The organism is Parahoeflea halophila (assembly GCF_900220985.1).
Taxonomy (GTDB): Bacteria; Pseudomonadota; Alphaproteobacteria; order Rhizobiales; family Rhizobiaceae; genus Hoeflea; species Hoeflea halophila.
Window position 1 is genome coordinate 12,893 of sequence record NZ_OCPC01000002.1, and the last position, 21,324, is coordinate 34,216.

Consider the following 21,324-nt stretch of genomic DNA (forward strand, 5'->3'; position numbering starts at 1 on the left):
CCACGTGCTGGCCGAAATCAGACCTGGCGACACGAGTTCCGGCCGCGCGCATCTCAGCTCAAATCGTCTGGTAACTCCGGCAACGGCGCAATGTCGATGCCGTCCTCGATCAGCGACTTCGCGTCGTCCGCGGTCGCCTTGCCGATGATCCCACGCGCCTCGGCCTCGCCATGGTGGATCTTGCGCGCCTCGTCGGCAAACCGGTCGCCGACATCTTCAGAGTTCTGTCTGACGGCCTGCACCATCTCCCGCAGCTTACGCATCATCTCGCGTCTTTCCGGATCCATCGCCAGCGGCCGCGCTGATGTGTCTCTGGATACTGTAACGGCCGGTGCCATCAGTGACTTGCCGATCTGGCGCGAGCCGCATATCGGGCATTCGACCAATCCGCGCTCGGCCTGTCCGTCAAAATCCTTGCTCGAGGAAAACCATGCCTCGAATTCGTGTTCCTTGTCGCAATGCAAAGAAAAGCGGATCACGCCACCCTCTCTCCTGTCTCTGTCTTGCCTGATGCCGGCTGCATGCCGTTTTCAACGCGGTAGCTGCGGGCATTCTTCAGATTGGGAACCTTGCCCCGTGCAGCCTTGACCTCATTTAGTGCGAGGCTGGCGACAATGACGCCGGGCTCATCGCCCCTGGCTTCCGCGATCACCCGTCCCCAGGGATCGACGATCAGCGAGTGGCCATAGGTTTCGCGCCCGTCCTCGTGCACGCCGCCCTGAGCCGCCGAGATCACGAAAGCTCCGTTCTCGATCGCCCTGGCACGCTGCAGCACATGCCAATGTGCCTCTCCCGTCTGGCGGGTGAAGGCGGCAGGTGCAGTAAGGATGTCGGCTCCGGCCAGTGCGAGGTCGCGAAATAGATGCGGGAAGCGGATATCATAGCAGATACCCATTCCCAGCCGCGCTCCGTCGAGGTCAACCGTGCGGGCAACCTCACCAGGCCGGTAGACAGCACTTTCGCGCCAGCTCTCGCCATTGTCGAGATCTACGTCGAACATGTGGATCTTGTCATAACTGGCAAGAAGTGCCCCGTCGGGGCCGAACACCGCACCGCGATTGGCCGTCATCTCCTGGCCCACTTCGATCGCGGTCGAGCCGATGTGGAGATAGATGCCAAGCTCGCTGGCAAGCGACGCCGCTGCCTTCAGCACCGGATCGTCCTCCTGGGTTCTGAGTACACTGAGAAGACCCTTGCGGTCTTTCTGCACGGCACCGGTCATCTCAGGCGTCTGCACGTAGCGCGCGCCCCGCGCCGCAGCTTCACGCACCAGTGCTTCCATGGACTGGATGTTTGCTTCGGGCATCACGCCCGAACGCATCTGAACGGCAGCGACGACCAGTTCACCCATGGTTCACGCTCCCGTCAGCATCGGGTCAAGCTTGCCGGCATTGTCCAGGGCATGCAGTTCGTCGCAACCGCCGACATGGACACCGTCTATGAAGATCTGCGGAAATGTTGCCCGGCCATTGGCCTTTCCGATCATCTCCTGCTTCAGATCGGGAGAAAACGTGGCGTCGTGTTCGGTGTAGCGCACACCCTTTGTGTCAAGCAACCGTTTGGCCGCGGTGCAAAATCCGCAAAACTGCCGTGTGTAGATGATTACGTCTGCCATACAGGTCTCCGATTATCTCTCTGCCTTCTCGGCCTCTCAGGCATATAGGGTTTCCTCGCCCGGGCTTGCAACCCTAGCAAAAGTCAGCACATTGACCTGGGCCGCACCGGCACGCAGCAAGGCGCGGGTCGCCGCCTCCACGGTTGAGCCGGTGGTCAGCACATCATCGATCAACAGCACCTTGAGGCCAAGCAAGCGCTGCCCCTGTTCCGGCGCGATCGAGAACGCCCCCCGGACATTGTCCTGCCTCGCCTTCAACCCCAGGCCAACCTGCTGCCGCGTGGCCCGCACCCTGCGCATCACGCCCGGCAGGAAAGGCTTGCCCGAGAGAACCGCAACGGCCCGTCCCAGCTCCGCCGACTGGTTGTAACGCCGCGCAAACAACCTGCCGCGATGCAAGGGTACAGCAATGATGACATCGCTGTCGTCGACAGCATCCCGTCCTGCGCGGATCATCCAGGCGGCCATCATTGCGGCAAGGTCGGCGCGGTCCGAGTATTTCAGGCCATGAACGATCCTGCGGGCCACGCCATCGTGAAACACGGCTGCCCGCGCTCGTGCGTAGAGCGGCGGATGGGCAATCGCTTCGGGCGAAACCAGGCCCTCACCACGGTCATGATCGAAGGGCAGTCCGGTGATCTCGCAATAGGGCCGCTCGATGAACCGGACCGTCGACCAGCAGGCGGAGCACAGGGCTGCCGCCTGCCCCACCATGATCCCGCACCCCGAACAGACCGGCGGGTAGACCAGCCGCATCAGACCAGCTGGGGCAGCCCCGAACCCTGCCTTCACCCGGTGCCTGAAATCCGATGCGTCAATTTCGTCCATCGGTTGACTTTAACGCCGTTTAATCCAACAAGCGAGCCAGACCCGGGCAGCAGCAGCTGCCGCCCCGAAACCGACCCTTGGACTTCGATCATGGACCAAATCTTTGATCACGACTTGTTGCGCCGGCGCCGCTTGCGCGCATTGGCCGGCCTTGAGGCGGGTGCGGATTTCCTTGTGCGGCGCGTCGCCGAGGACATGACGGACCGGCTCGCCGTGGTCGAGCGACATTTCGAGTACCCGGTGCTGGTGCATGGCGGCTTGTCCCATACGGCCGATCAAATGCGGGCAATCGGCAAGACGGCCGATTTCAAATATGTCGATCTGTGCCCGGTCCCCGGCGTCGATGCAAGCCGGCAGGCGCTTGCCGAACCCGATTACGTGCCGCTGGAACCTGCCAGCGCCGATCTGCTGGTCTCACCCCTGGCGCTGCATGTCACCAATGATACACCTGGTGTGCTGGTGCAGCTGCGTCGCTCACTGAAGCCGGACGGGCTTCTACTTGCTGCTAGCCCGGGTGCAGGCACGCTTGGCGAATTGCGCGAATCCCTGCTTGCGGCGGAAAGCGAACTGACCGGCGGCGCCAATGCACGGGTTCATCCCTTTGCCGATATCCGGGACTACGGGGCCTTGCTGCAGCGTGCGGGTTTCGCCTTACCCGTGGTCGACATTGACGAAATCGTCGTCAGATATGCAGATATGTTTGCTCTTTTGCGGGATCTTCGCGCCATGGGCATGACTTCGGTCTTGAACGGGAGAAGCCGCAAACCGCTCAACCGGCAGATCTTTCTCCGGGCGGCTGAGATCTATGCGGAGCGGTTCTCCGACCCTGACGGCCGCATCCGGGCCAGCTTTTCTATCATCCACCTGTCCGGATGGGCGCCGCACGAAAATCAGCAGAAACCGCTCAAGCCTGGCTCCGCGACGACCCGTCTTGCCGACGCGCTGAAAACGCCCGAGCGGAAACTGCCCCGCTAGGTCCTGCGGACAACCTACATGGAGTCCTTGAGTTGGGTTGCGGTGCCGTCCATCCGCGCGTTCAGGGCCTCGCCAAGAACCGTGGCGCCACTGATAAGCAGCGTCGCGATCAAGGCTGCGATGAGCCCATACTCGATCGCGGTTACACCCGACCTGTCTTCGACGAACCTGCAAAACAAGGATTTCATGACCTAATTCCGTTTCCGTTTGCGTTGCCAGGAAGGGCCGCTCAGCAGTCGCCCGACTTCTTGCCGTTGCTTCGAATGATGCACAATGCGCCCGGATTGTCCTGCAGGATTGATTTACGAACAGTGTAGGATGTGGTTTTCGCGCGCGCCGGAATTGACCCGGTGGTGATGTTGTCAAACTGTTCCGGCGCCCAGGCCACCCGCGCCGAAGGCGATTTCTCTACAAGAATGGGTGGCAGAATGGCCGCCATTGCAATTGCTGCAGTTCCGAACAGAAGGGCCACCCGCACTGCGCCGAACTGCCTCGGCTGCCTGTCCTGCCCATCCCTGTCCATCACTGTCGTCCAGAACTCTTCGTTGGCCATAACGCCTCCACTGAGAACCTTTCCAGGTCCGCTACAGAAGCTGATAGTGCTGCAAGTGAATTGAAGTTCTATTAACGCTACCCACAAGATCCGGGATGGCGGGGCTTGCAGGTTTCACCTCACAACAGGTCGATGAGGTAGGGGATCAAAGGCTCATCGGCGGGTGGCATCGGGTAATTTCGCATGTCCCGGGGGCGAACCCACTTCAAAGCCTGGCTCTCAAGGCCACGGGCGGTTCCTTCAAACCGGCGGCAGACGAAAAGCGGCATCAGCAGGTGAAACTCGTCGTAGCTGTAACTCGCGAATGTCAGCGGCGCCAGGCACGCTTCCTTGGTCGTGATGCCCACTTCCTCGGCCAGTTCGCGGATCAGGGCCGCTTCCGGTGTCTCGCCAGGCTCCACTTTTCCGCCGGGAAATTCCCACAGCCCGGCCAGTTTCTTGCCTTCGGGCCGCTGGGTCAGAAGCACCCGTCCGTCGGCGTCAACCAGCGCACAGGCGGCAACCAGCAGGATTTTCTTGTCGCTCATTGAAATCAGTATCCCGGCTTCTGGCGGTAGGCGTAGCGATAGACCTCGCCGAAACCGAGCCCTTTATACAGGGCCACCGCTGCAGTATTTGCGCTTTCGACCTGCAACCAGGCTGTTTCCGCGCCGCGATGGCGGGCCCAGCGTAACGCGGCTGTCACCACGTCACGGCCGTAACCTGACCGCCGCTTGTCTGCCCTTGTTGCCAGTTCGAACAGTCCCGCAAGGTCGTTGTCATGGACGCACAAGGCCGTCGACACCGGACCGGTTGTCTCCTCCTCGAGCACGAACAATCCGCTGGGTGGTCGTATTGCGCTCAGGACCTCGGTCAATCCCGGCTTGAGGGACTGTTCGCGGCCATGCACGGCAATCGAAGCATCGACATAGCGCCCGACATCGCGCATCGGCAGATGGTCCATGCCGTGATCGATATCCAGGCTTTCGATCGCACCGGTCATGACGATGGTTTCGTCGAAGCGGCGCCAGCCGAGCGCGTCCAGATAGGCCTCAAGCGGGGGTGGCGCCAGTGGCGATTGCCTGAACACCAGTGGCCGGTCATAGGAACCGAATCGGCGCGCGGCGCGCTCCACCCTGCCTTCGATGTCGTCGTGGTCGGACGGATCGAGCGGATTGACCGAATTCAGCCGCTTTGACGGATGACCGGCAGTCAGGCGAATCTGCCAACTGCCGTCATACTGGATCGAAGCGGCCGGCCAGGCGCGGAATCCGACGGCTTCAAGCCTTCTGACGATTGCTAGGTTCGGCAAGTCTGATCCTGCGTTGTTGTTTGCCGGTGCGCCGCTCAACTGCGATAGTCACCGTTGATCTCGACATAGGCCTTGGTCAGGTCGCAGGTGAAGACACGCGCCTTGCCGCGCCCGATACCAAGGTCCACCCGGATGGCGATCTCTTCCTGCTTCATCACTTCGGATGCTGCAGCTTCACTGTAATCCGGATCACGTTCGCCATCGACGGCAACCCGCACATCGCCGAACCAGATCGCCAGCTTGTCGCGTTCGGCCTTCTCGCCGGCCTTGCCGACCGCCATGACGATCCGGCCCCAATTGGCATCTTCACCGGCAACGGCTGTCTTGACCAGCGGGGAATTGGCAATCGAGCGGGCAATCCGCCCGGCGGCCTTGGCCGAGGCCGCTCCGGTCACCGTGATCTCGACCTGCTTGCGCGCGCCTTCGCCATCGCGCACGATCTGTATGGCGAGATCTTCCATCAAATCCGCCAGAGCCTTTGAAAAACTCCGCGCCTGCGGGTCCGAAGCAGAATGTATGGTTCCCGCTCCATGCTCGCCGGCAGCGCCGGTTGCGAAAACCAACAGCGTATCCGATGTCGAGGTGTCACTGTCGACGGTCACCGCATTGAATGTCGAGCCGACATGCCGGCTCAGCATCGCCTGCAAAGCGGACGGATCGATTGCCGCATCGGTGACGATGAAGGACAGCATCGTCGCCATGTCGGGCGCAATCATGCCCGCGCCCTTCGCCATACCGTTAAGTGTTACAGTTACGCCGTCGATCTGCGCCGTTCGCGTCGCCACCTTCGGATAGGTGTCGGTGGTCATGATCGCCCGCGCCGCGTCGAGCCAGCGGTCACCGCTGGCCGACGCCGCCATCTGATCCAGAACCGTGGCAAACTTGCCCGCATCCAGCGGCTCGCCGATAACACCGGTCGACGCCAGGAAGACTTCGTCCTGGCTGCATCCGACCGCGGCAGCGGCCGACTTTGCGGTCAGCTCGGTGGCCGCGCGGCCTTTCTGGCCGGTGAAGGCATTGGCATTGCCAGAATTGACCACCAGCGCCCTCGCCCTGCCACCCGTCAGGTTCGACCGGCAGAAATCGACGGGAGCGGAGGGGCATTTCGACGTGGTGAAGACCCCGGCCACAGCCGCCGGCTTGTCGAACACCATCAGCATGACATCGGTACGGTCTTTGTACTTGATCCCGGCCGCGGCCGTTTCGATCCGCACACCCGTAACCGGCGGCAGTTCGGCATAGGACTTGGGAGCCAGAGGCGAAATGTCGGTGGGCATGAAAGCAATCCTCGAATGCGGGCAGGCCTGCCGGAAGCGGCTGACCTATTCCTGCTGTTGTTGCTGGCTGACTGCGTCGTAGGCTTCCTTGAGCTCGGGATCGAGCACCTTGATCTCGGTCTCGTCACGGGCGGCACGAATTAGCTCGCCATAGCGTTCGCGCATCACCACCTGGCGGACCTGGTCTGACACCTGTTCGAAAGCCGGCGGGGCAGCTTCCCGGCGGTCCTCAACCTTGATGACGTGCCATCCGAACTGGGTTTTCACCGGCTCCTTGGCATATTCGCCGGCCTGGAGCGTGAAAGCCACGGCTTCAAATTCGGGAACCATGCGGCCCTTGGTGAAGAAGCCGAGATCGCCGCCTTGTGCGGCGCTCGGGCCGGTCGACTTCTCCTTGGCCAGTTCGGCAAAGTCCTTGCCCGCATCCAGCTCGGCAATAACCGCCTTTGCAGCCTCTTCCGTCTCAAGGAGGATATGACGGGCGCTGACCTCCTCCTCGGCCGGAACCGCTGCGATTTCCTTCTCGTAGCGCGCCTTGAGATCGGCATCGCTGACCGGATCGACAACCTCCGACTTGAAAAGGGCATTGTGCAGGGCACGGTCACGCTGGAATGCCATCAGCCGCTTGAATTCATCGGTCTGGTCGAGTTTCTCGGCTTCAGCCTTGCGCGCGAGCGTCTTGATGTCGATGACGGCTGCAAGCGCCGCGACACGCCGCTGCTGGTCGGGAAGGCGGGCGAACTGGGGGTCCAGGTCCCCTTCCGCCAGCGTCAGTTCCGATTCATGAATGTCAACTCCCGCGACCGTTGCCACCACCGGGTCTGCCTCATCGGCGGCCTGGCTGTGAATCGGCAGGAATGCGACAGAACTCAGGAAGAGTGTGGCTGCGAGCTGCGATAGGCGCATGGTTGGACCTTTCATTATAAAGCTTGTTGGGGATGGCCACCCAAGTGCTCTCGAATTTTGGCGACCTTGAGACGGTCTTTGCCGCCGTTGACATCGTTCGACCCCCCTCTTATCTGTCAGCCATCCGTCCGTCCAGACGGCTTTCACGGGATGAAGGCAGTCCGGACAGCGATTTCCAATAGATCCACCGGTCGCAGGCCAGCACAGGTTTAATCACTGCAGACCGTGCAGCCTCAAGAAAGGACCATTGTTATGGTCAAGTTCGGCGCTATCGCCCGCAAGATTTTCGGTTCGTCAAATGATCGCCGGATCAGGGCCTATCAGCCAAGAATTGACGCAATCAATGCATTGGAACCTGAGCTTGCCGGGCTCAGCGATGCCGAACTGGCGGCCCGGACGGTTCAATTCCGGGAACAGATTGCCGGCGGCACCAAGCTCGACGATCTTCTGGTTCCTGCCTTTGCAACCGTGCGCGAAGCGGCCCGCCGCGCCATCGGCCTCCGTCCCTTCGACGTCCAGCTGATTGGCGGCATGATCCTCAACGAAAACGCCATCGCCGAAATGAAGACCGGTGAAGGCAAGACGCTGGTCGCCACCCTGCCGGTCTATCTCAATGCCCTGTCCGGTAACGGCGTCCACGTCGTCACCGTCAACGACTACCTGGCCCGGCGCGACGCCGAGTGGATGTCCCGGATCTACGGCTTCCTTGGTCTGACCACCGGCATCATCACCCACGGCATGGACGACAACGAACGCCGTGAGGCCTATGCCTGCGACATCACCTATGCGACCAACAACGAGCTTGGCTTCGACTATCTGCGCGACAACATGAAGTATGACCGCGCCCAGATGGTCCAGCGCGGACACAACTACGCCATCGTCGATGAGGTCGACTCCATTCTCGTCGACGAGGCCCGCACGCCGCTGATCATTTCCGGTCCCCTCGATGACCGTTCGGAGCTCTACAACAGCATCGATGCGCTGATTCAGAAGCTCGAGCCCGAAGATTACGAAATCGATGAGAAGCAGCGTTCGGCCACATTTACCGAAAGCGGTACAGAGAAGCTGGAGGCCATGCTGGCCGAAGCCGACATGCTCAAGGGTGAATCGCTCTACGATGTGGAGAACGTCGCGGTTGTCCACCACATAAACAATGCGCTCAAGGCCCACCGTCTGTTCACCCGCGACAAGGATTACATCGTCCGCAATGACGAGATCGTCATCATCGACGAGTTTACCGGCCGCATGATGCCGGGCCGCCGCTACTCTGAAGGTCAGCACCAGGCACTCGAAGCCAAGGAAGGCGTCAAGATCCAGCCGGAGAACCAGACGCTGGCATCGATCACCTTCCAGAACTACTTTCGTATGTATTCGAAGCTCGGCGGCATGACCGGCACGGCCTCCACTGAAGCCGAGGAGTTTGGCGACATCTACGGCCTGGAAGTGGTTGAAGTGCCGACCAATGTTCCGATCGCCCGTATCGACGAAGATGACGAGGTCTATCGCACCGTCGAGGAAAAATACCAGGCCATTATCGACGACATCAAGCAGTCACGTGCAAAGAAGCAGCCGGTTCTGGTCGGCACCACCTCGATTGAGAAATCCGAGATTCTGGCCGACCTGCTCCGTAAGGCCGGTGTCGAGGACTTCAAGGTGCTCAACGCCCGCTATCATGAGCAGGAAGCCTATATCGTTTCCCAGGCCGGTGTTCCCGGCGCGGTAACCATCGCCACCAACATGGCCGGCCGCGGCACCGATATCCAGCTCGGCGGCAATGTCGACATGCGCATTGCCCAGGAACTCGGCGACATGCCCGAGGGGCCGGAGCGCGAGGAAAAGGAAAAGCTCATTCGGGCGGATATAAAGGCTCTGAAGGACGAGGCTCTGGCAGCCGGCGGCCTTTACGTGCTGGCCACGGAACGCCACGAAAGCCGCCGTATCGACAACCAGTTGCGCGGCCGTTCCGGCCGTCAGGGAGACCCGGGCCGTTCCAAGTTCTTCCTCTCCCTGCAGGACGACCTGATGCGGATCTTCGGCTCCGAACGCATGGACGGCATGCTCAAGACGCTCGGCCTGAAGGACGGAGAGCCGATCATCCATCCATGGATCAACAAGGCCCTCGAGCGGGCCCAGAAGAAGGTTGAGGCACGCAACTTCGATATCCGCAAGAACCTGCTCAAGTTCGACGACGTGATGAACGACCAGCGCAAGGTCGTCTTCGAGCAGCGCAAGGAATTGATGGACGCAGAATCCATTTCCGAGACCATCGAGGACATGCGCCACGAAGTGGTCGACGGCCTGGTCAAGCTGCACATTCCCGAGCGCGCCTACGCCGAACAGTGGAACGTCGCCGACCTCAAGAAGGACGTTCAGGCCTATCTCAACCTCGACCTGCCGATCGAGCAATGGGCCGCAGAAGAGGGAATTGCCGAAGACGACATTCACACCCGGATTCTCGAGGCCGCGGACAAGCATGCCAGGGAAAGAGCCGAGCGCTTTGGTCCAGAAGTCGTCAACTACGTTGAAAAATCTATTGTTCTTCAGACACTTGACCATCTATGGCGCGAACATCTGGTCAACCTCGATCACCTCCGCTCGGTTGTGGGGTTCCGCGGCTATGCACAGCGCGATCCGCTCCAGGAGTACAAGTCCGAGGCGTTTGAACTCTTCCAGGCCCTGCTCGCCAATCTGCGCCAGGCCGTCATGACCCAGCTGATGCGGGTGGAGATCGTGCGCGAAGCGGCGACCACACCTGAGCCGGAACTGCCCGAAGGCATGGAAGCTCACCACATCGACGCATCGACCGGAGATGATGAATTCGCGCGCACGGATTTTGAAATGGCAAACAGAATCGTGGCCCCGGAAGACCGTGATCCTGAGGATCCGTCCACCTGGGGCAAGGTCGGGCGCAACGAGCCTTGTCCGTGCGGATCGGGCAAGAAGTACAAGCACTGCCACGGCGCTTTCTGACCGCAGGCACATGCAGACCGATCAAGCCGGGGTCGTTTTCGATCCCGGCTTTTTTGTGCCCAAGAGGATTTCGATGCCGGAACACGCGGTATCGGATTGCGCCGCATGGGCGTCTGCCCTGACCACCATACGCACGGTTGAGGAGTTCTGGTCGCGGCCCAAGCCGGCGTGTACCAATCCCGCCCGTTGAAATGAGTGGTCAAACCGTTTCTTAACGTCGCCATGGCAATGTGACCCGGCAAGAAATGGATTGAAGCCAGACCATGACGTTGATCGACACAGCCGGCAGAATATTGCCGCCTCGCTTTGCGGCGCGGCTGGGGCCGGTGTTCGACCGTCTTTCAACGATTGCGACAGCAACCGACGACACCAGCGCAGCCCAGCGCATGGCCATGACTGCCTTTGCCATTCGCATTTTCAGTGCCGCAATCGCCTTCGTATCGCAGATCATTCTGGCACGCCTGATGGGGGACTTCGAATACGGCGTGTTCGTGTTTGTCTGGGTCATCGCCATTATCCTGGGCAACCTGTCCTGCCTTGGTTTCCACACCGCCGTGATCCGCTTTCTGCCGCAGTACCGTACCACCGGCGCCGACGAGGCGATCATCGGTCTTGCTGCAACGGCGCGAATTTTCGCGATGGTTTCGGCCACCCTGATCGCCGCCACCGGCATCGCGGCGATCCATTTTCTGGGCGACCAGATCGAAGCCCATTATGTCCAGCCGCTCTTCATTGGCGCTTTCGTGCTGCCCATGATCGCCCTGGGCGACGTGCTGGACGGAACGGCACGGGCCAATGGCTGGGCCGTTCACGCGCTCAGTCCGACCTACATTGTCCGCCCCCTGCTTATCCTGTGTTTTGTCGCCGGCGCCATCTGGGTTGGGCGCCTGGCCGATGCCAACACCGCCCTGGTCGCCGCCCTCGCCGCAACCTACCTCACCACGCTTGTACAGTTTCTGGTCGTCACCACCCGGCTGCAGCGACGCTTCCCCGCCCGGCGGGCCGAGATTCACGTCAAGACCTGGTTGATGGTCGCCTTCCCGATCTTCCTGATTGAGGGCTTCTACTTCATGCTCACCAATGCCGACGTCATCATCGTCGGCATATATCTTCCGCCTGAAAAGGTGGCCGTCTATTTTGCCGCGGCCAAGACCATGGCGCTGGTGCACTTCGTCTATTTTGCCGTCAAGGCCGCTGCAGCCCAGCGCTTCTCGGCGCTGATGTCAGGCACCGATCGCACCGCATTGGCGCGGTTTGCACGTCAGACAGTGCAATGGACCTTCTGGCCCTCCCTGCTGGTCGGCGGCCTGGTGATTGCTGCCGGTCCGTTTCTGCTGTCGCTGTTCGGGCCCAGCTTTCAGGCAGGGCACCTGATCATGGTCATCCTGTTTGCCGGAATTATCACAAAGGCGATGATTGGTCCCGGCGAAGTGCTTCTGACCATGGCCGGTAGGCTCAAGATATGCGCAACCATATATGCTGTCGCGCTGGCTGCGAACCTCGGACTCAATGTGTTGTTGATTCCCCTCTGGGGGCTTCACGGCGCCGCTGCCGCCACCGCCGGAGCGATGATGATCGAGGCCGGCCTGCTTCACCTTATCATCAGGCGTCAGCTCGGCATCGCCATGTTCATCGCTTCCAACGCCCTGCCCCGCGGCGAACACACTGCGCAGGAGGCGAAATAGCTCATGGCCTCCAGCCCCATCGTCCAGGAAGAAGTCGCAAGCCAGGCCAACACGATGATTGGCGAGTTCGCCGATGTTGAAACCGGCCGTCCACTTCCCGAACGCGAAGTCGCCATCGGCCGTCCCGGGCGGCACCTGGCCATCTATCCCGCACGCGCCGGCTATGACCTGCAGGAAGAGCTCGACTTCCTGACCAACCGGGCACTTGAACCCAACGTCTTCTTTTCCGCCCGCTTTCTGGCCCCGGCCATGCCCCGGCTGGAAGACCGGATGATCCGCCTGATGCTGATGCGCGATGAAACCGACACCCATTCGCGCATGCGCATGCTGCTGCCCTATTCCATCGAGAAGCCCGGCTTCTCCGTCGGCGCCTCGATCGTTCGTGCATGGGCCAACCCGTTCGGCCCCCTGGGCACGCCGCTGCTGGACCGCGAAGACGCCGCCGAAACGCTCGACAACATGCTCGAGGCGCTCAGCCAGGTGGATCTGGGCCTGCCGGGTATCCTGGTCCTGCCCGACATGCGGCTCGACGGCCCCGTAGCGGGCCTGCTGCGCGCCGTTGCAATGGCCCGCAACCTCTCGGTCGTCGTCACCGATCAGGCGCAGCGTCCGTTCCTGGAAAGCAGGCTCGACGCCGATGACTATCTCGCCAGATCTGTGTCATCGCACCATCGCCGGGAGATGCGCCGGCAATGGCGGCGTTTGTCAGAGCATGGTGAGCTGAGTTACCTGGTGGCCCGCCGGCCCGAGGAAATCCGCCATCACCTCGAGGAATTCCTGACCCTTGAGGACACCGGCTGGAAAGGCCGCCGCAAATCCTCCATGGTTGCGGACCGCTACCGCGCCGCCTTTGCCCGCGAAGCCATCAACAGCCTTGCTGAAACCGACAGCGTCCGCATTCATTCGCTGGCGCTCGACGGCGAAGCCATAGCCTCGATGATCGTCTTCGTCTCCTCCGGCGAGGCCTGGACGTGGAAGACCGCCTACAATGAGAAGTGGGCCCGTTATTCGCCGGGCAAACTGCTGGTCGACCGGCTGACCGAATGGCACCTCGACGACCTCAACATCCGACGCACCGACTCCTGCGCCGTGCCCGATCATCCGGTCATGAGCCGCATGTGGTCGGAACGGGAGAACATGGGCACCATGGTGATTGGTCTTCACCCGAAGCACGACCGGGATGTCCGCCAGGTCGCGACCCAGCTCCACATCTACCGCAACACCCGCAACATCGCCCGGCTGCTGCGCGAGAAGATCCGCGGCATGGCCAAGCGCTGAGGCGAAACCCGCTGAACCTGTTCGGGGTGGTGCGCGTGACCGATGGCGTTTGAGTGCCGCTACACCGATGCCTTGCTGGCCTCGGCAATGGCCTGGTCGCGCAGAATCCTGCGGATCACCTTGCCGGTCGTGGTCAGCGGCAGGCTATCGACAAATTCGATCTCCCGGGGATACTCATGCGCCGACAGCCGGGTCTTGACCCAGTCCCGCACCGATTCCGTCAGCTCCGCATCCGGGTCTATCCCGGGCGCCACCACGATATAGGCCTTGACGATCTCGGTGCGCACCGGGTCGGGTTTGCCGACCACGGCTGCAAGCGCCACCGCCGGATGACCGGTCAGGCAATCCTCGATTTCACCAGGTCCGATCCGGTAGCCCGATGAGGTGATGACATCGTCATCGCGGCCGAAAAACGAGAAATAGCCCTCGGCGTCACGCACGCCCTGGTCGCCGGTGAGCATCCAGTCACCAATGAACTTGGCTTCCGTCGCCGCCTCGTTTTGCCAGTAGCCGAGAAACATCACCGGGTCGGGGCGCTTGACCGCGATCTGCCCGGCTGTGCCGTCCGGCACTACCTGCCCCTGATCATCGATCACCGCCACCTCGTGACCCGGCACCGGTTTGCCGATCGCTCCGCCCCGGCTGACACCGAGCATTGCCGAGGACGACAGCACCAGGTTGCATTCGGTCTGGCCGTAGAACTCGTTGATCGTCAGCCCAAGCACCTTTTGCGCCCAGTCATAGGTCTCGCGCCCCAGGGCTTCCCCTCCGGATCCGACCGTGCGCAGGTTGAGGCGATGCCGCGACAGCGGGTTTGAAACCGTGCGCATGATCCTGAGCGCCGTCGGCGGGATGAAGGCATTGCGCACATTCATCTCCGCCATGATCCGGTAGGCAAGCTCCGGATCGAACTTCTGTGCCTGCGAAGACACCACCGGAACCCCGAGCAGCAATCCCGGCAGCAACACGTTGAGCAACCCGCCGGCCCAGGCCCAGTCCGCCGGCGTCCAGAGCTTGTCGCCGGGCTCCGGCATGAATTCATGATGGGTCTGCACCCCCGGAATGTGCCCGATCAGAACCCGGTGCCCGTGCAGCGCGCCCTTGGGCGGCCCGGTGGTTCCCGACGTGAAGATCATCAGCGCCGGATCATCTGCCCGTGTTCTCAATGCGACCGGCGCATCCGAATGGCCGTTCTCAAGCCCGTTGAAGCTGACGGCGTCAGCGTCCGCTCCCCCATCCTCCTCCGCACCACCGGCAACGACAACCGCGTCGAGCTCGCCCAGCCGCTCCCTTATGCTGGAGATCTTGCCGCATCCCCCCGGGGTCGTTACCAGCACCCTGGCACCGGAGGCGGACAGCCGGTGTTCCACCGCTTCCACCCCGAACAGCAGTGCCAGCGGCACGGCGATCGCGCCGAGCTTGTAGATCGCCACATGCGCAATCACGGTTTCGAACCCCTGTGGAAGCATCAGCGCCACCCGGTCGCCGGTTCTCACGCCCAGCGAGGCAAGTCCACGGGCAAAGGCATTCGACCGGCGGGCCAGTTCCCCATAAGTCAGCCGGTCAGGCGCGCGGTCCGGATGGAAATGTTCGAGACAGACCCGGTCCGGCTCCCGCGCCGCCCACGCATCCGACACCGCGCTGCCGATGTTGAAAAACTCCGGCACCTCCCAGGAAAACCGGGCCGCAACCTCTTCAAGCGTATTTCCCTCAGGCAACAACATCACCGCAAATCCCTGCACAAGGCCCCGCGCCAACCTGCCTGCCGCACGCGGTCAGTGGCAAAGCGACTGTAGCTCGACAGAAGCTGTATCAGGCGCGCGATCAGGATTGAAGAGACAACGGCGGCGGGCGCCCGTTTACGGTGGAGGGCTGCATTGGCCGGTGATGTGTCGGATACGTGAATGGTGCCCCCTTCCGGACTCGAACCGGAACTCCTTGCGGAACCGCATTTTGAGTGCGGCGCGTCTACCAATTCCGCCAAAGGGGCAAACCACTGGGTTCAGTCCATTATTATCAGCGGGCGCGCAGGTCAAGCCGATAGATAAGCTCGGGCGAAATCCATTGGCCTGCATTCAGCTGGCGATGGAATTGACCATCTTCCATTGATGGCGATGGAATGCGCCCCATCGCTCTGATAAGACACCCCGCGAAACCCACTTCAACAAGGGCGCATGCTCCATGACTGCATCTCAAGCTTCACCCACGCCGCGCGGCGCGCTTGCAAAGATCGAGGCCATCCTCAGGCCGCATCTCGATTCTCGGGAGGCATCCGCCGAGGCTGGTCCCGGCGCAAAGGCAACCATCAGCCTGGGAGCCTTGAGTGATCTGATGGAAGAGCGCGCCTTCGGCCTGTTGCTGCTGGTTCTGGCTTTGCCCTGTTGCCTGCCATTCGTGTATATCCTGCCGCAACTTGTGGCGCTGCCCATGGTGGTTCTTGCCGGCCAGATGGCTACCGGCCGGCGGGCGCCATGGTTGCCCGAGACTTTGCGCAAGCGCCGCCTGCCGGTGGCTTCGCTGCTCGATGTCGTCACCCGCGCGCAGCGCTATGGCGGCTGGCTGGAGCGGTTTGCGCATCCGCGGTTTCCCGCCGTCACCGGCGACCGGGCGACCCGCATCATCGGCGCGCTGCTGATTGTGCCCTGCCTCTCGATTCTGGTGCCACTGCCGCTCACCAACACCGTGCCGGGGATCGGCGTTGCGTTGACCGCCGTTGGCTTGATCGAGCGCGACGCGCTGTTTGTCGTTCTCGGCCTTCTCGCCGCCCTGATCTGGGTCGCCATCCTCGTGATCGGCGGTCCGGCACTGATCTATTTCCTGATCAGTTTCCTGCTCAACAGGGGCGCTCCGGCCTGAGCTGCTGGAAACGCCTCTGGATGGGACACTATGCGAGCGCTGAAGATGGTGCGCGTCATTCAATCGATATTATCGCGGCACAATCCCTCGGAACGAGAACACACGGAACAAGTCAATGACACCCGCTGCCACCCGGCCTCACCATACCCTCTCCGCGCTTTTTCTGGCCGTGGCCATGGCCCTGGTGGTCGGCTCGGCCCTCGGTTTCGAGCATGTCGGCGGCTATATTCCCTGCGCGCTGTGTCTCGAGCAGCGCACTCCCTATTATATCGGCGCACCGCTGATGCTCGTTGCCGCCGTCATCTCCAGGGCCGGCGGTCCATCCTGGGCGGTGCGCGGCCTTCTGGCAGTGGGCGGGTTGCTGATGCTTTATGGTCTCGTGCTGGGTGTCTACCATTCAGGCGTTGAATGGCACTGGTGGGAAGGCCCGGCCTCCTGCGCAACATCGGCTGATGCCGTGACCACCGATGCCGGCTCCCTGCTCGGCGACCTCAGCTCGAAAAAGCCGCCATCCTGCGATGCCGCCGCCCTGCGCGTGCTTGGTCTGTCCTTTGCCGGATGGAATGTGCTGGCAAGCGCCGCCCTGGCTGCCATTGCCCTGCGCGCTGCGGCCAGGCGCTGAGTTCACCTCAGGGCTGCAGCTCGACATCCCAGTAGAGATAATCCATCCAGCTTTCATGCAGGAAGTTGGGCGGAAACATACGTCCGTTGTTGTGCAGATCCTGAACACTGGGCTGATAGGGCTTTTGCTGCGGGATCATGCCCGCCTGCTTGGGCATGGCCCCGCCCTTCTTGAGATTGCAGGGTGAGCATGCAGCCACGACATTATCCCAGGTCGTCTGGCCGCCGCACCGGCGTGGGATTACGTGATCGAATGTCAGCTCGTCCCTGGAGCCGCAATACTGGCATTCGAAGCGGTCCCTGAGAAAGACATTGAACCGTGTGAACGCCGGCGACCGCGATGGCTTGATGTAGGATTTGAGGCAGACAACGCTGGGCAGCCGCATCGAAAAAGACGGCGACGAAACTGCCTGATCATACTCCGCCACGATCTGCACCCGGTCGAGAAACACGGCCTTCACCGCATCCTGCCACGACCACAGCGACAGGGGGTAATAACTCAGCGGCCTGTAGTCAGCGTTCAGAACGAGCGCCGGCAAGGACTGCGGGGATACAAAAATCGTCACGTGATTCTCCCGAGCGATTCTCTATCTGCAGTGACCATATTAGGCTGGACATGTCAGGAATGTGAAGCGCCTGATTCTCGAATCATTTTCGCCTGCACGCCCGGCTTTCAGCCGGCCCCGACCGGGAGCACATCGCGGCGCATGACGGCGGCGTAATACGCCCACAACAGCCGCGCTGCCACGCCCCGCCACGGGCTCCAGACTTCTGCCAGTCTGTAAAGATCCTTGCTGCCCGGCCGGGCTTCGAGCCCCAGAATCTTCGCGGCGGCGCTTTGCAGCGCAACATCACCGGCAGGGAACACGTCCGGATGACCGGCGCAGAACAGCAGGTAGACTTCCGCCGTCCACGGCCCCACACCCTTGATTGCCGTAATGGTGCGGATCGCAGCCCGAGCCTCGAGCCGGCACAAGTGCTCAAGGTCGAGTTCACCGCAGATCACCGCCTCGCCCACCCGGCGCAGCGTTTCGGCCTTGGCCCGTGACAGCCCGGTCTCGCGCAGGGCGTCGGGGCTGAGCGCAAGCACCGCGGCCGGTGTGATCTCGCCTGCCGCCAGTTCCAGCTTCCGCCACAGCGCATTGGCGCTGGCCTTGGACACCATTTGCGACAGGATGATCTCTGCGAGTGCAGCAAAGCCGGGCGGTTTGCGCCTGAGCGGCACCGGCCCGGAAAGTTCGATCGCCCGCGCCAGCCGTAAATCGGCCTGCGCCAGCTCGCCCAGTCCGTCGGCGATATCGTGGAGACTGTCGATCCGGCGCATTCCCGCTTTCCCGTCTGCTGGTTGGATCTGGCTCACATATTCCGCTAATCAGGATCAGCACTTAGGCCGTCGGCATGTATCGTGACGCGGCTCACCCGGAACCGACATCAAACACCATGCCAGCTGACAACACCACAGCCAATCCAGTCATCAAGGGCCCGGTTGTCCGATTTGCCCCCAGCCCCAACGGCCTTCTGCATGTGGGGCACGCGAGATCGGCCGTGCTCAACTGGCGTTTTGCCAAGGCCCGTGACGGCACCTTCCTGCTGCGCATCGAAGACATCGATTTCACCCGCGCGCGGCCCGAGTTTGAAGCAGCTATCTTTGAGGATCTTCAATGGCTCGGCCTCGACTGGCCTGAGCCCGTCCGGCGCCAGTCGCAGCATTTCGCGGAATACGAGGCGGCACTGACCGAACTGCGCAAGCTCGGGCTTATCTATCCGGCCTTTCTCAGCCGCGCCGAAACCACGGCCCGGATCTCAGAGATCGAAGCCACTGGCCGGGTCTGGCCGCGCGATCCCGATGGCGCGCCACACTATCCCGGCGAGGACCGCACCCTGTCCGCATCCGAGCGCGCGCGAAGGATCGCGGCCGGAGAGCCCCACGCCTGGCGGCTCGACATGCAAGCCGTGCTCGACGGCCTCGGCAAGCCCCTCTTATGGGCGGAACACGGCTCCGGTCCATCCGGCGAAACTGGTGAAATCAGGGGGGACCCGGGGGCGTGGGGCGATGTCATTCTGGCCAGAAGGGACGTTCCGGCAAGCTATCATCTCGCAGTCACGCTCGATGACTCCCTTCAGAACATCACCGACGTCATCCGCGGCGAAGACCTGTTCGCCGCAACATCCGTGCACCGGCTGCTTCAGCACCTGCTCGGCCTGCCCGCGCCGCGCTATCATCATCACGGGCTTGTCCGCGATGATGCCGGACGCAAACTGTCAAAGAGCGATGGCTCCACCTCGATCGCCTCGTTGCGGCATGAGGGCGCCAGCCGCGGGGATATCCTGACCCTTGCGGGACTCACGGACTGATTGTGGCAGTGCCGCGGCTCAGGTTTCGTGCGCTTTTTCGCGCTCGAGCTCGATCGTCGCCCGCACCCGCGCCTTGAGGATGGCCGCATTGATCTCGGCCCCGAGAATGAAGATCGCCGCAATGATGTAGAGAAACACCAGCGCCACCATGATCGAAGCGAGCCCGGCATAGGTGGAAACATAAGTCGCGAATTCCTCCAGATAGCGGGCGAAGGCCAGCGCCCCGGCGATCCAGGCGATCAGCGTCACGCAGATACCCGGTATCACGTCACGCAGCTTGCGCTTGCCTGCCGGCAGCCACAGATGCGACAGCACGAGGCCCGCGACCAGTACCGAGACCGCGACCAGGATGCGCCAGTCATCGACAGCGGTGATCAGGGTTTCCATCCAGGGCGCAAACTGCCGCGCCAGCCTCAGTGCCAGCGGAGCCAGCACCAGCAGGAAACTGATGGCCATGATCACCATCACCGCGATCACAACAAACCCGAGGCTTTGGGCCCGTGTGACATACCAGGCCCGCGTCTCGGTCATCCGGTAGGCGCGGTTGAGCGACACCCTCAGCGCTTCCACGCCATTGGCAGAAAAGAACGCTGCCGCCAGCACCGACACGGTCAGCAATCCACCGCGTTCGATCGTGAGCACATTGACCACCTCGCGCGAGATCGGCGCAGCGATGGATTCAGGCCAGGTATCAAAAATCAGGTGCGACGCGGTGTCCGCATAGGCATTGGCGCCGAGAAAACTTGCCATCGCCGTTCCGAAGATCATGAACGGAAACAGCGCCATCAGGATCGACAGGGCGACATGACTGGCCATTGCCCAGCCATCATCATTGTTGAAATGGGTCACCGCATCGAGGATGACTGCGCGCATGCGTCGCAATGTTTACTCCCTGTCTGACCGACATACGAACCGGGCCGGCATTGTCAGCCCGCCATGATTATGGGATCTGAACCGTCTCGGGAACAGGGTGGATCGCGAAATGAGCAAGAATAGCCAACAAAAGACCATTCTGGTGACCGGCAGTTCGAGCGGTATCGGCGCTTACTGCGCCCGCGCACTCAAGGCCGAGGGCTGGCATGTGATCGCCTCGGCCCGAACGCAAGAGGACATCGGAGCCCTTACGCGTGACGGCATCGAGGCCTATCATCTCGACTATGCCGACGCCGACAGCATCGCCGCCTTTTTTGCCAGCGCCATGCAGTCCACCGGCGGACGTTGCGATGCGCTGTTCAACAATGGCGGCTACGGCCAGGTCGGCGCGGAGGAGGATCTCCCGGTGGAGGCACTACGGGCCCAGTTCGAAGCAAACTTCTTCGGCTGGCACGACCTCACCCACCGGGTGCTCCCAGTGATGCGGGCGCAAGGCCATGGCCGCATCGTGCAATGTTCCTCGATCCTTGGTCTGGTTCCCATGCGCTTCCGCGGCGCCTACAACGCCTCCAAGCACGCGCTTGAGGGCCTTTCGGTCACGCTCGCGCTGGAACTGGAAGGCACCGGCATCCATGTCAGCCTGATCGAGCCCGGCGCAATCAAAAGCAGGTTCAGGGCCAATGCGCTGAAGCTGTTTCACCGCCATATCGACATCGACAATTCGGTACATCGTGAGGATTATCGGGCCCAGCTCCGCCGTTTGGAAAAGCAGGAGCGCTCGGACAGCGGCAAACTCGGGCCCGAGGCCGTCCACGCCGTGTTGCGGCAGGCTCTCACCGCACCGCGCCCGCGCTACCATTACCCGGTAACTCGGGAGGCGAAAATTGGCGTCATCGCGCGAAGGCTTGTGCCGGCACGGCTGTTCTATCCGTTTCTCGCCCGGCAGGATTGAGCCCTGACCGCCGATGGACTTGCGGGCAAAAGCTCCTATGTTCCCCTTCGTATTTCATCACAAGGGAACGACCAGATGTCATCCGTAACCTATGTCCTTTCCATCATCGTCATGATGGCCGTAGCCGCCGTTCTGGTGCGCGGCCTCGTCAACATGGCGCGCGGCGGCTCGGGCAATCTCTCCAACAAACTGATGCAGATGCGCGTCTTGCTGCAATTTGTCGCGGTGGTGCTGATCGTCGTGACCGTCTGGCTGACCGGTGGCGGTCGCTGAGCCTGACACCGCAGCG

At 62.0% G+C, this 21,324-nt stretch carries 23 protein-coding genes and 1 tRNA gene; 9 read left to right on the forward strand and 15 right to left on the reverse strand.

What is annotated here, in order from left to right:
- Window positions 1-53: 53 nt before the first annotated feature.
- Genes CRO46_RS07355 through CRO46_RS07370 form a run of 4 tightly spaced genes read right to left on the reverse strand, consistent with a single transcriptional unit; the run spans window position 54 to window position 2,371 of the window.
- Window positions 54-479 carry a DUF1178 family protein gene (locus tag CRO46_RS07355; protein WP_097106616.1) on the reverse strand — a complete coding sequence of 142 codons (426 nt, stop codon included), beginning with the start codon at window positions 477-479 and terminating at the stop codon, window positions 54-56.
- Entirely contained in the window at window positions 476-1,351 is an 876-nt protein-coding gene (locus CRO46_RS07360) for a carbon-nitrogen hydrolase family protein (protein ID WP_097106618.1), read from the reverse strand. The genes CRO46_RS07355 and CRO46_RS07360 overlap by 4 nt, the downstream gene beginning before the upstream one ends.
- Before the next feature lie 3 nt (window positions 1,352-1,354).
- On the reverse strand, window positions 1,355-1,615 hold the full coding sequence (gene grxC / locus CRO46_RS07365) for a glutaredoxin 3 (protein WP_097106619.1): 261 nt from the start codon (window positions 1,613-1,615) through the stop codon (window positions 1,355-1,357).
- A gap of 36 nt (window positions 1,616-1,651) precedes the next feature.
- Complete coding sequence (locus CRO46_RS07370; RefSeq protein WP_097107603.1) at window positions 1,652-2,371, reverse strand: ComF family protein; 720 nt, start codon at window positions 2,369-2,371, stop codon at window positions 1,652-1,654.
- A gap of 162 nt (window positions 2,372-2,533) precedes the next feature.
- Here CRO46_RS07370 and CRO46_RS07375 point away from each other — a divergent pair, with 162 nt between their 5' ends.
- Complete coding sequence (locus tag CRO46_RS07375) at window positions 2,534-3,418, forward strand: methyltransferase domain-containing protein (protein WP_097106621.1); 885 nt, start codon at window positions 2,534-2,536, stop codon at window positions 3,416-3,418.
- 14 nt (window positions 3,419-3,432) lie between these two features.
- Here CRO46_RS07375 and CRO46_RS07380 read toward each other — a convergent pair whose 3' ends face one another.
- The 6 genes from CRO46_RS07380 to CRO46_RS07405 all read right to left on the reverse strand — a co-directional run bounded on the left by CRO46_RS07380 (window position 3,433) and on the right by CRO46_RS07405 (window position 7,445).
- On the reverse strand, window positions 3,433-3,606 hold the full coding sequence (locus tag CRO46_RS07380) for a Flp family type IVb pilin (protein ID WP_097106622.1): 174 nt from the start codon (window positions 3,604-3,606) through the stop codon (window positions 3,433-3,435).
- Between the two features lie 41 nt (window positions 3,607-3,647).
- Window positions 3,648-3,971, reverse strand: a complete 324-nt coding sequence (locus CRO46_RS07385; protein ID WP_097106624.1) for a hypothetical protein — start codon at window positions 3,969-3,971, stop codon at window positions 3,648-3,650.
- Window positions 3,972-4,090: 119 nt separating this feature from the next.
- Window positions 4,091-4,498 (reverse strand): 8-oxo-dGTP diphosphatase MutT, encoded by a 408-nt coding sequence (mutT, locus tag CRO46_RS07390; protein ID WP_097106625.1) that lies wholly within the window; start codon window positions 4,496-4,498, stop codon window positions 4,091-4,093.
- A gap of 5 nt (window positions 4,499-4,503) precedes the next feature.
- Complete coding sequence (locus tag CRO46_RS07395; RefSeq protein ID WP_097107605.1) at window positions 4,504-5,262, reverse strand: GNAT family N-acetyltransferase; 759 nt, start codon at window positions 5,260-5,262, stop codon at window positions 4,504-4,506.
- Between the two features lie 35 nt (window positions 5,263-5,297).
- A complete protein-coding gene (argJ, locus tag CRO46_RS07400) occupies window positions 5,298-6,539 on the reverse strand; it encodes a bifunctional glutamate N-acetyltransferase/amino-acid acetyltransferase ArgJ (protein WP_097106627.1) in 1,242 nt (413 codons plus the stop codon).
- A 45-nt stretch (window positions 6,540-6,584) separates the two neighbouring features.
- Complete coding sequence (locus CRO46_RS07405; protein WP_097106628.1) at window positions 6,585-7,445, reverse strand: peptidylprolyl isomerase; 861 nt, start codon at window positions 7,443-7,445, stop codon at window positions 6,585-6,587.
- A 252-nt stretch (window positions 7,446-7,697) separates the two neighbouring features.
- Here CRO46_RS07405 and secA point away from each other — a divergent pair, with 252 nt between their 5' ends.
- The 3 genes from secA to CRO46_RS07425 all read left to right on the forward strand — a co-directional run bounded on the left by secA (window position 7,698) and on the right by CRO46_RS07425 (window position 13,378).
- Window positions 7,698-10,415: a preprotein translocase subunit SecA gene (gene secA, locus CRO46_RS07410; protein ID WP_097106629.1), complete on the forward strand. Its 2,718-nt coding sequence runs from the start codon at window positions 7,698-7,700 to the stop codon at window positions 10,413-10,415.
- Between the two features lie 263 nt (window positions 10,416-10,678).
- Window positions 10,679-12,100 carry a lipopolysaccharide biosynthesis protein gene (locus tag CRO46_RS07420; protein ID WP_097106633.1) on the forward strand — a complete coding sequence of 474 codons (1,422 nt, stop codon included), beginning with the start codon at window positions 10,679-10,681 and terminating at the stop codon, window positions 12,098-12,100.
- 3 nt (window positions 12,101-12,103) lie between these two features.
- Complete coding sequence (locus CRO46_RS07425; RefSeq protein WP_097106634.1) at window positions 12,104-13,378, forward strand: GNAT family N-acetyltransferase; 1,275 nt, start codon at window positions 12,104-12,106, stop codon at window positions 13,376-13,378.
- Between the two features lie 59 nt (window positions 13,379-13,437).
- Here CRO46_RS07425 and CRO46_RS07430 read toward each other — a convergent pair whose 3' ends face one another.
- Together CRO46_RS07430 and CRO46_RS07435 are read right to left on the reverse strand one after the other, a co-directional pair.
- Entirely contained in the window at window positions 13,438-15,102 is a 1,665-nt protein-coding gene (locus tag CRO46_RS07430; RefSeq protein WP_097107607.1) for an AMP-binding protein, read from the reverse strand.
- Window positions 15,103-15,283: 181 nt separating this feature from the next.
- Window positions 15,284-15,368: transfer RNA gene (locus CRO46_RS07435), tRNA-Leu, on the reverse strand.
- A 191-nt stretch (window positions 15,369-15,559) separates the two neighbouring features.
- Between CRO46_RS07435 and CRO46_RS07440 the strand changes: the two genes are divergently transcribed.
- The gene (locus CRO46_RS07440; protein ID WP_097106635.1) at window positions 15,560-16,234 is read left to right on the forward strand and encodes an exopolysaccharide biosynthesis protein; all 675 of its coding nucleotides are present in this window, start codon (window positions 15,560-15,562) and stop codon (window positions 16,232-16,234) included.
- 115 nt (window positions 16,235-16,349) lie between these two features.
- Entirely contained in the window at window positions 16,350-16,856 is a 507-nt protein-coding gene (locus CRO46_RS07445) for a disulfide bond formation protein B (protein WP_097106636.1), read from the forward strand.
- 7 nt (window positions 16,857-16,863) lie between these two features.
- Here CRO46_RS07445 and CRO46_RS07450 read toward each other — a convergent pair whose 3' ends face one another.
- Complete coding sequence (locus tag CRO46_RS07450; protein ID WP_097106638.1) at window positions 16,864-17,421, reverse strand: HNH endonuclease; 558 nt, start codon at window positions 17,419-17,421, stop codon at window positions 16,864-16,866.
- A 107-nt stretch (window positions 17,422-17,528) separates the two neighbouring features.
- Window positions 17,529-18,179 carry a DNA-3-methyladenine glycosylase family protein gene (locus CRO46_RS07455; protein WP_097106639.1) on the reverse strand — a complete coding sequence of 217 codons (651 nt, stop codon included), beginning with the start codon at window positions 18,177-18,179 and terminating at the stop codon, window positions 17,529-17,531.
- 116 nt (window positions 18,180-18,295) lie between these two features.
- Between CRO46_RS07455 and gluQRS the strand changes: the two genes are divergently transcribed.
- Window positions 18,296-19,210 (forward strand): tRNA glutamyl-Q(34) synthetase GluQRS, encoded by a 915-nt coding sequence (gluQRS, locus tag CRO46_RS07460; RefSeq protein WP_097106641.1) that lies wholly within the window; start codon window positions 18,296-18,298, stop codon window positions 19,208-19,210.
- Window positions 19,211-19,228: 18 nt separating this feature from the next.
- Here the strand turns inward: gluQRS and CRO46_RS07465 are convergent, their stop codons facing one another.
- Window positions 19,229-20,083 carry a YihY/virulence factor BrkB family protein gene (locus CRO46_RS07465; protein WP_097106642.1) on the reverse strand — a complete coding sequence of 285 codons (855 nt, stop codon included), beginning with the start codon at window positions 20,081-20,083 and terminating at the stop codon, window positions 19,229-19,231.
- 109 nt (window positions 20,084-20,192) lie between these two features.
- On the opposite strand from CRO46_RS07465, the gene CRO46_RS07470 reads away from it, so the two are divergent.
- Together CRO46_RS07470 and CRO46_RS07475 are read left to right on the forward strand one after the other, a co-directional pair.
- Window positions 20,193-21,035: an SDR family oxidoreductase gene (locus CRO46_RS07470; protein WP_097106643.1), complete on the forward strand. Its 843-nt coding sequence runs from the start codon at window positions 20,193-20,195 to the stop codon at window positions 21,033-21,035.
- A 75-nt stretch (window positions 21,036-21,110) separates the two neighbouring features.
- A complete protein-coding gene (locus tag CRO46_RS07475; protein ID WP_097106645.1) occupies window positions 21,111-21,308 on the forward strand; it encodes a twin transmembrane helix small protein in 198 nt (65 codons plus the stop codon).
- Window positions 21,309-21,324: the final 16 nt, after the last annotated feature.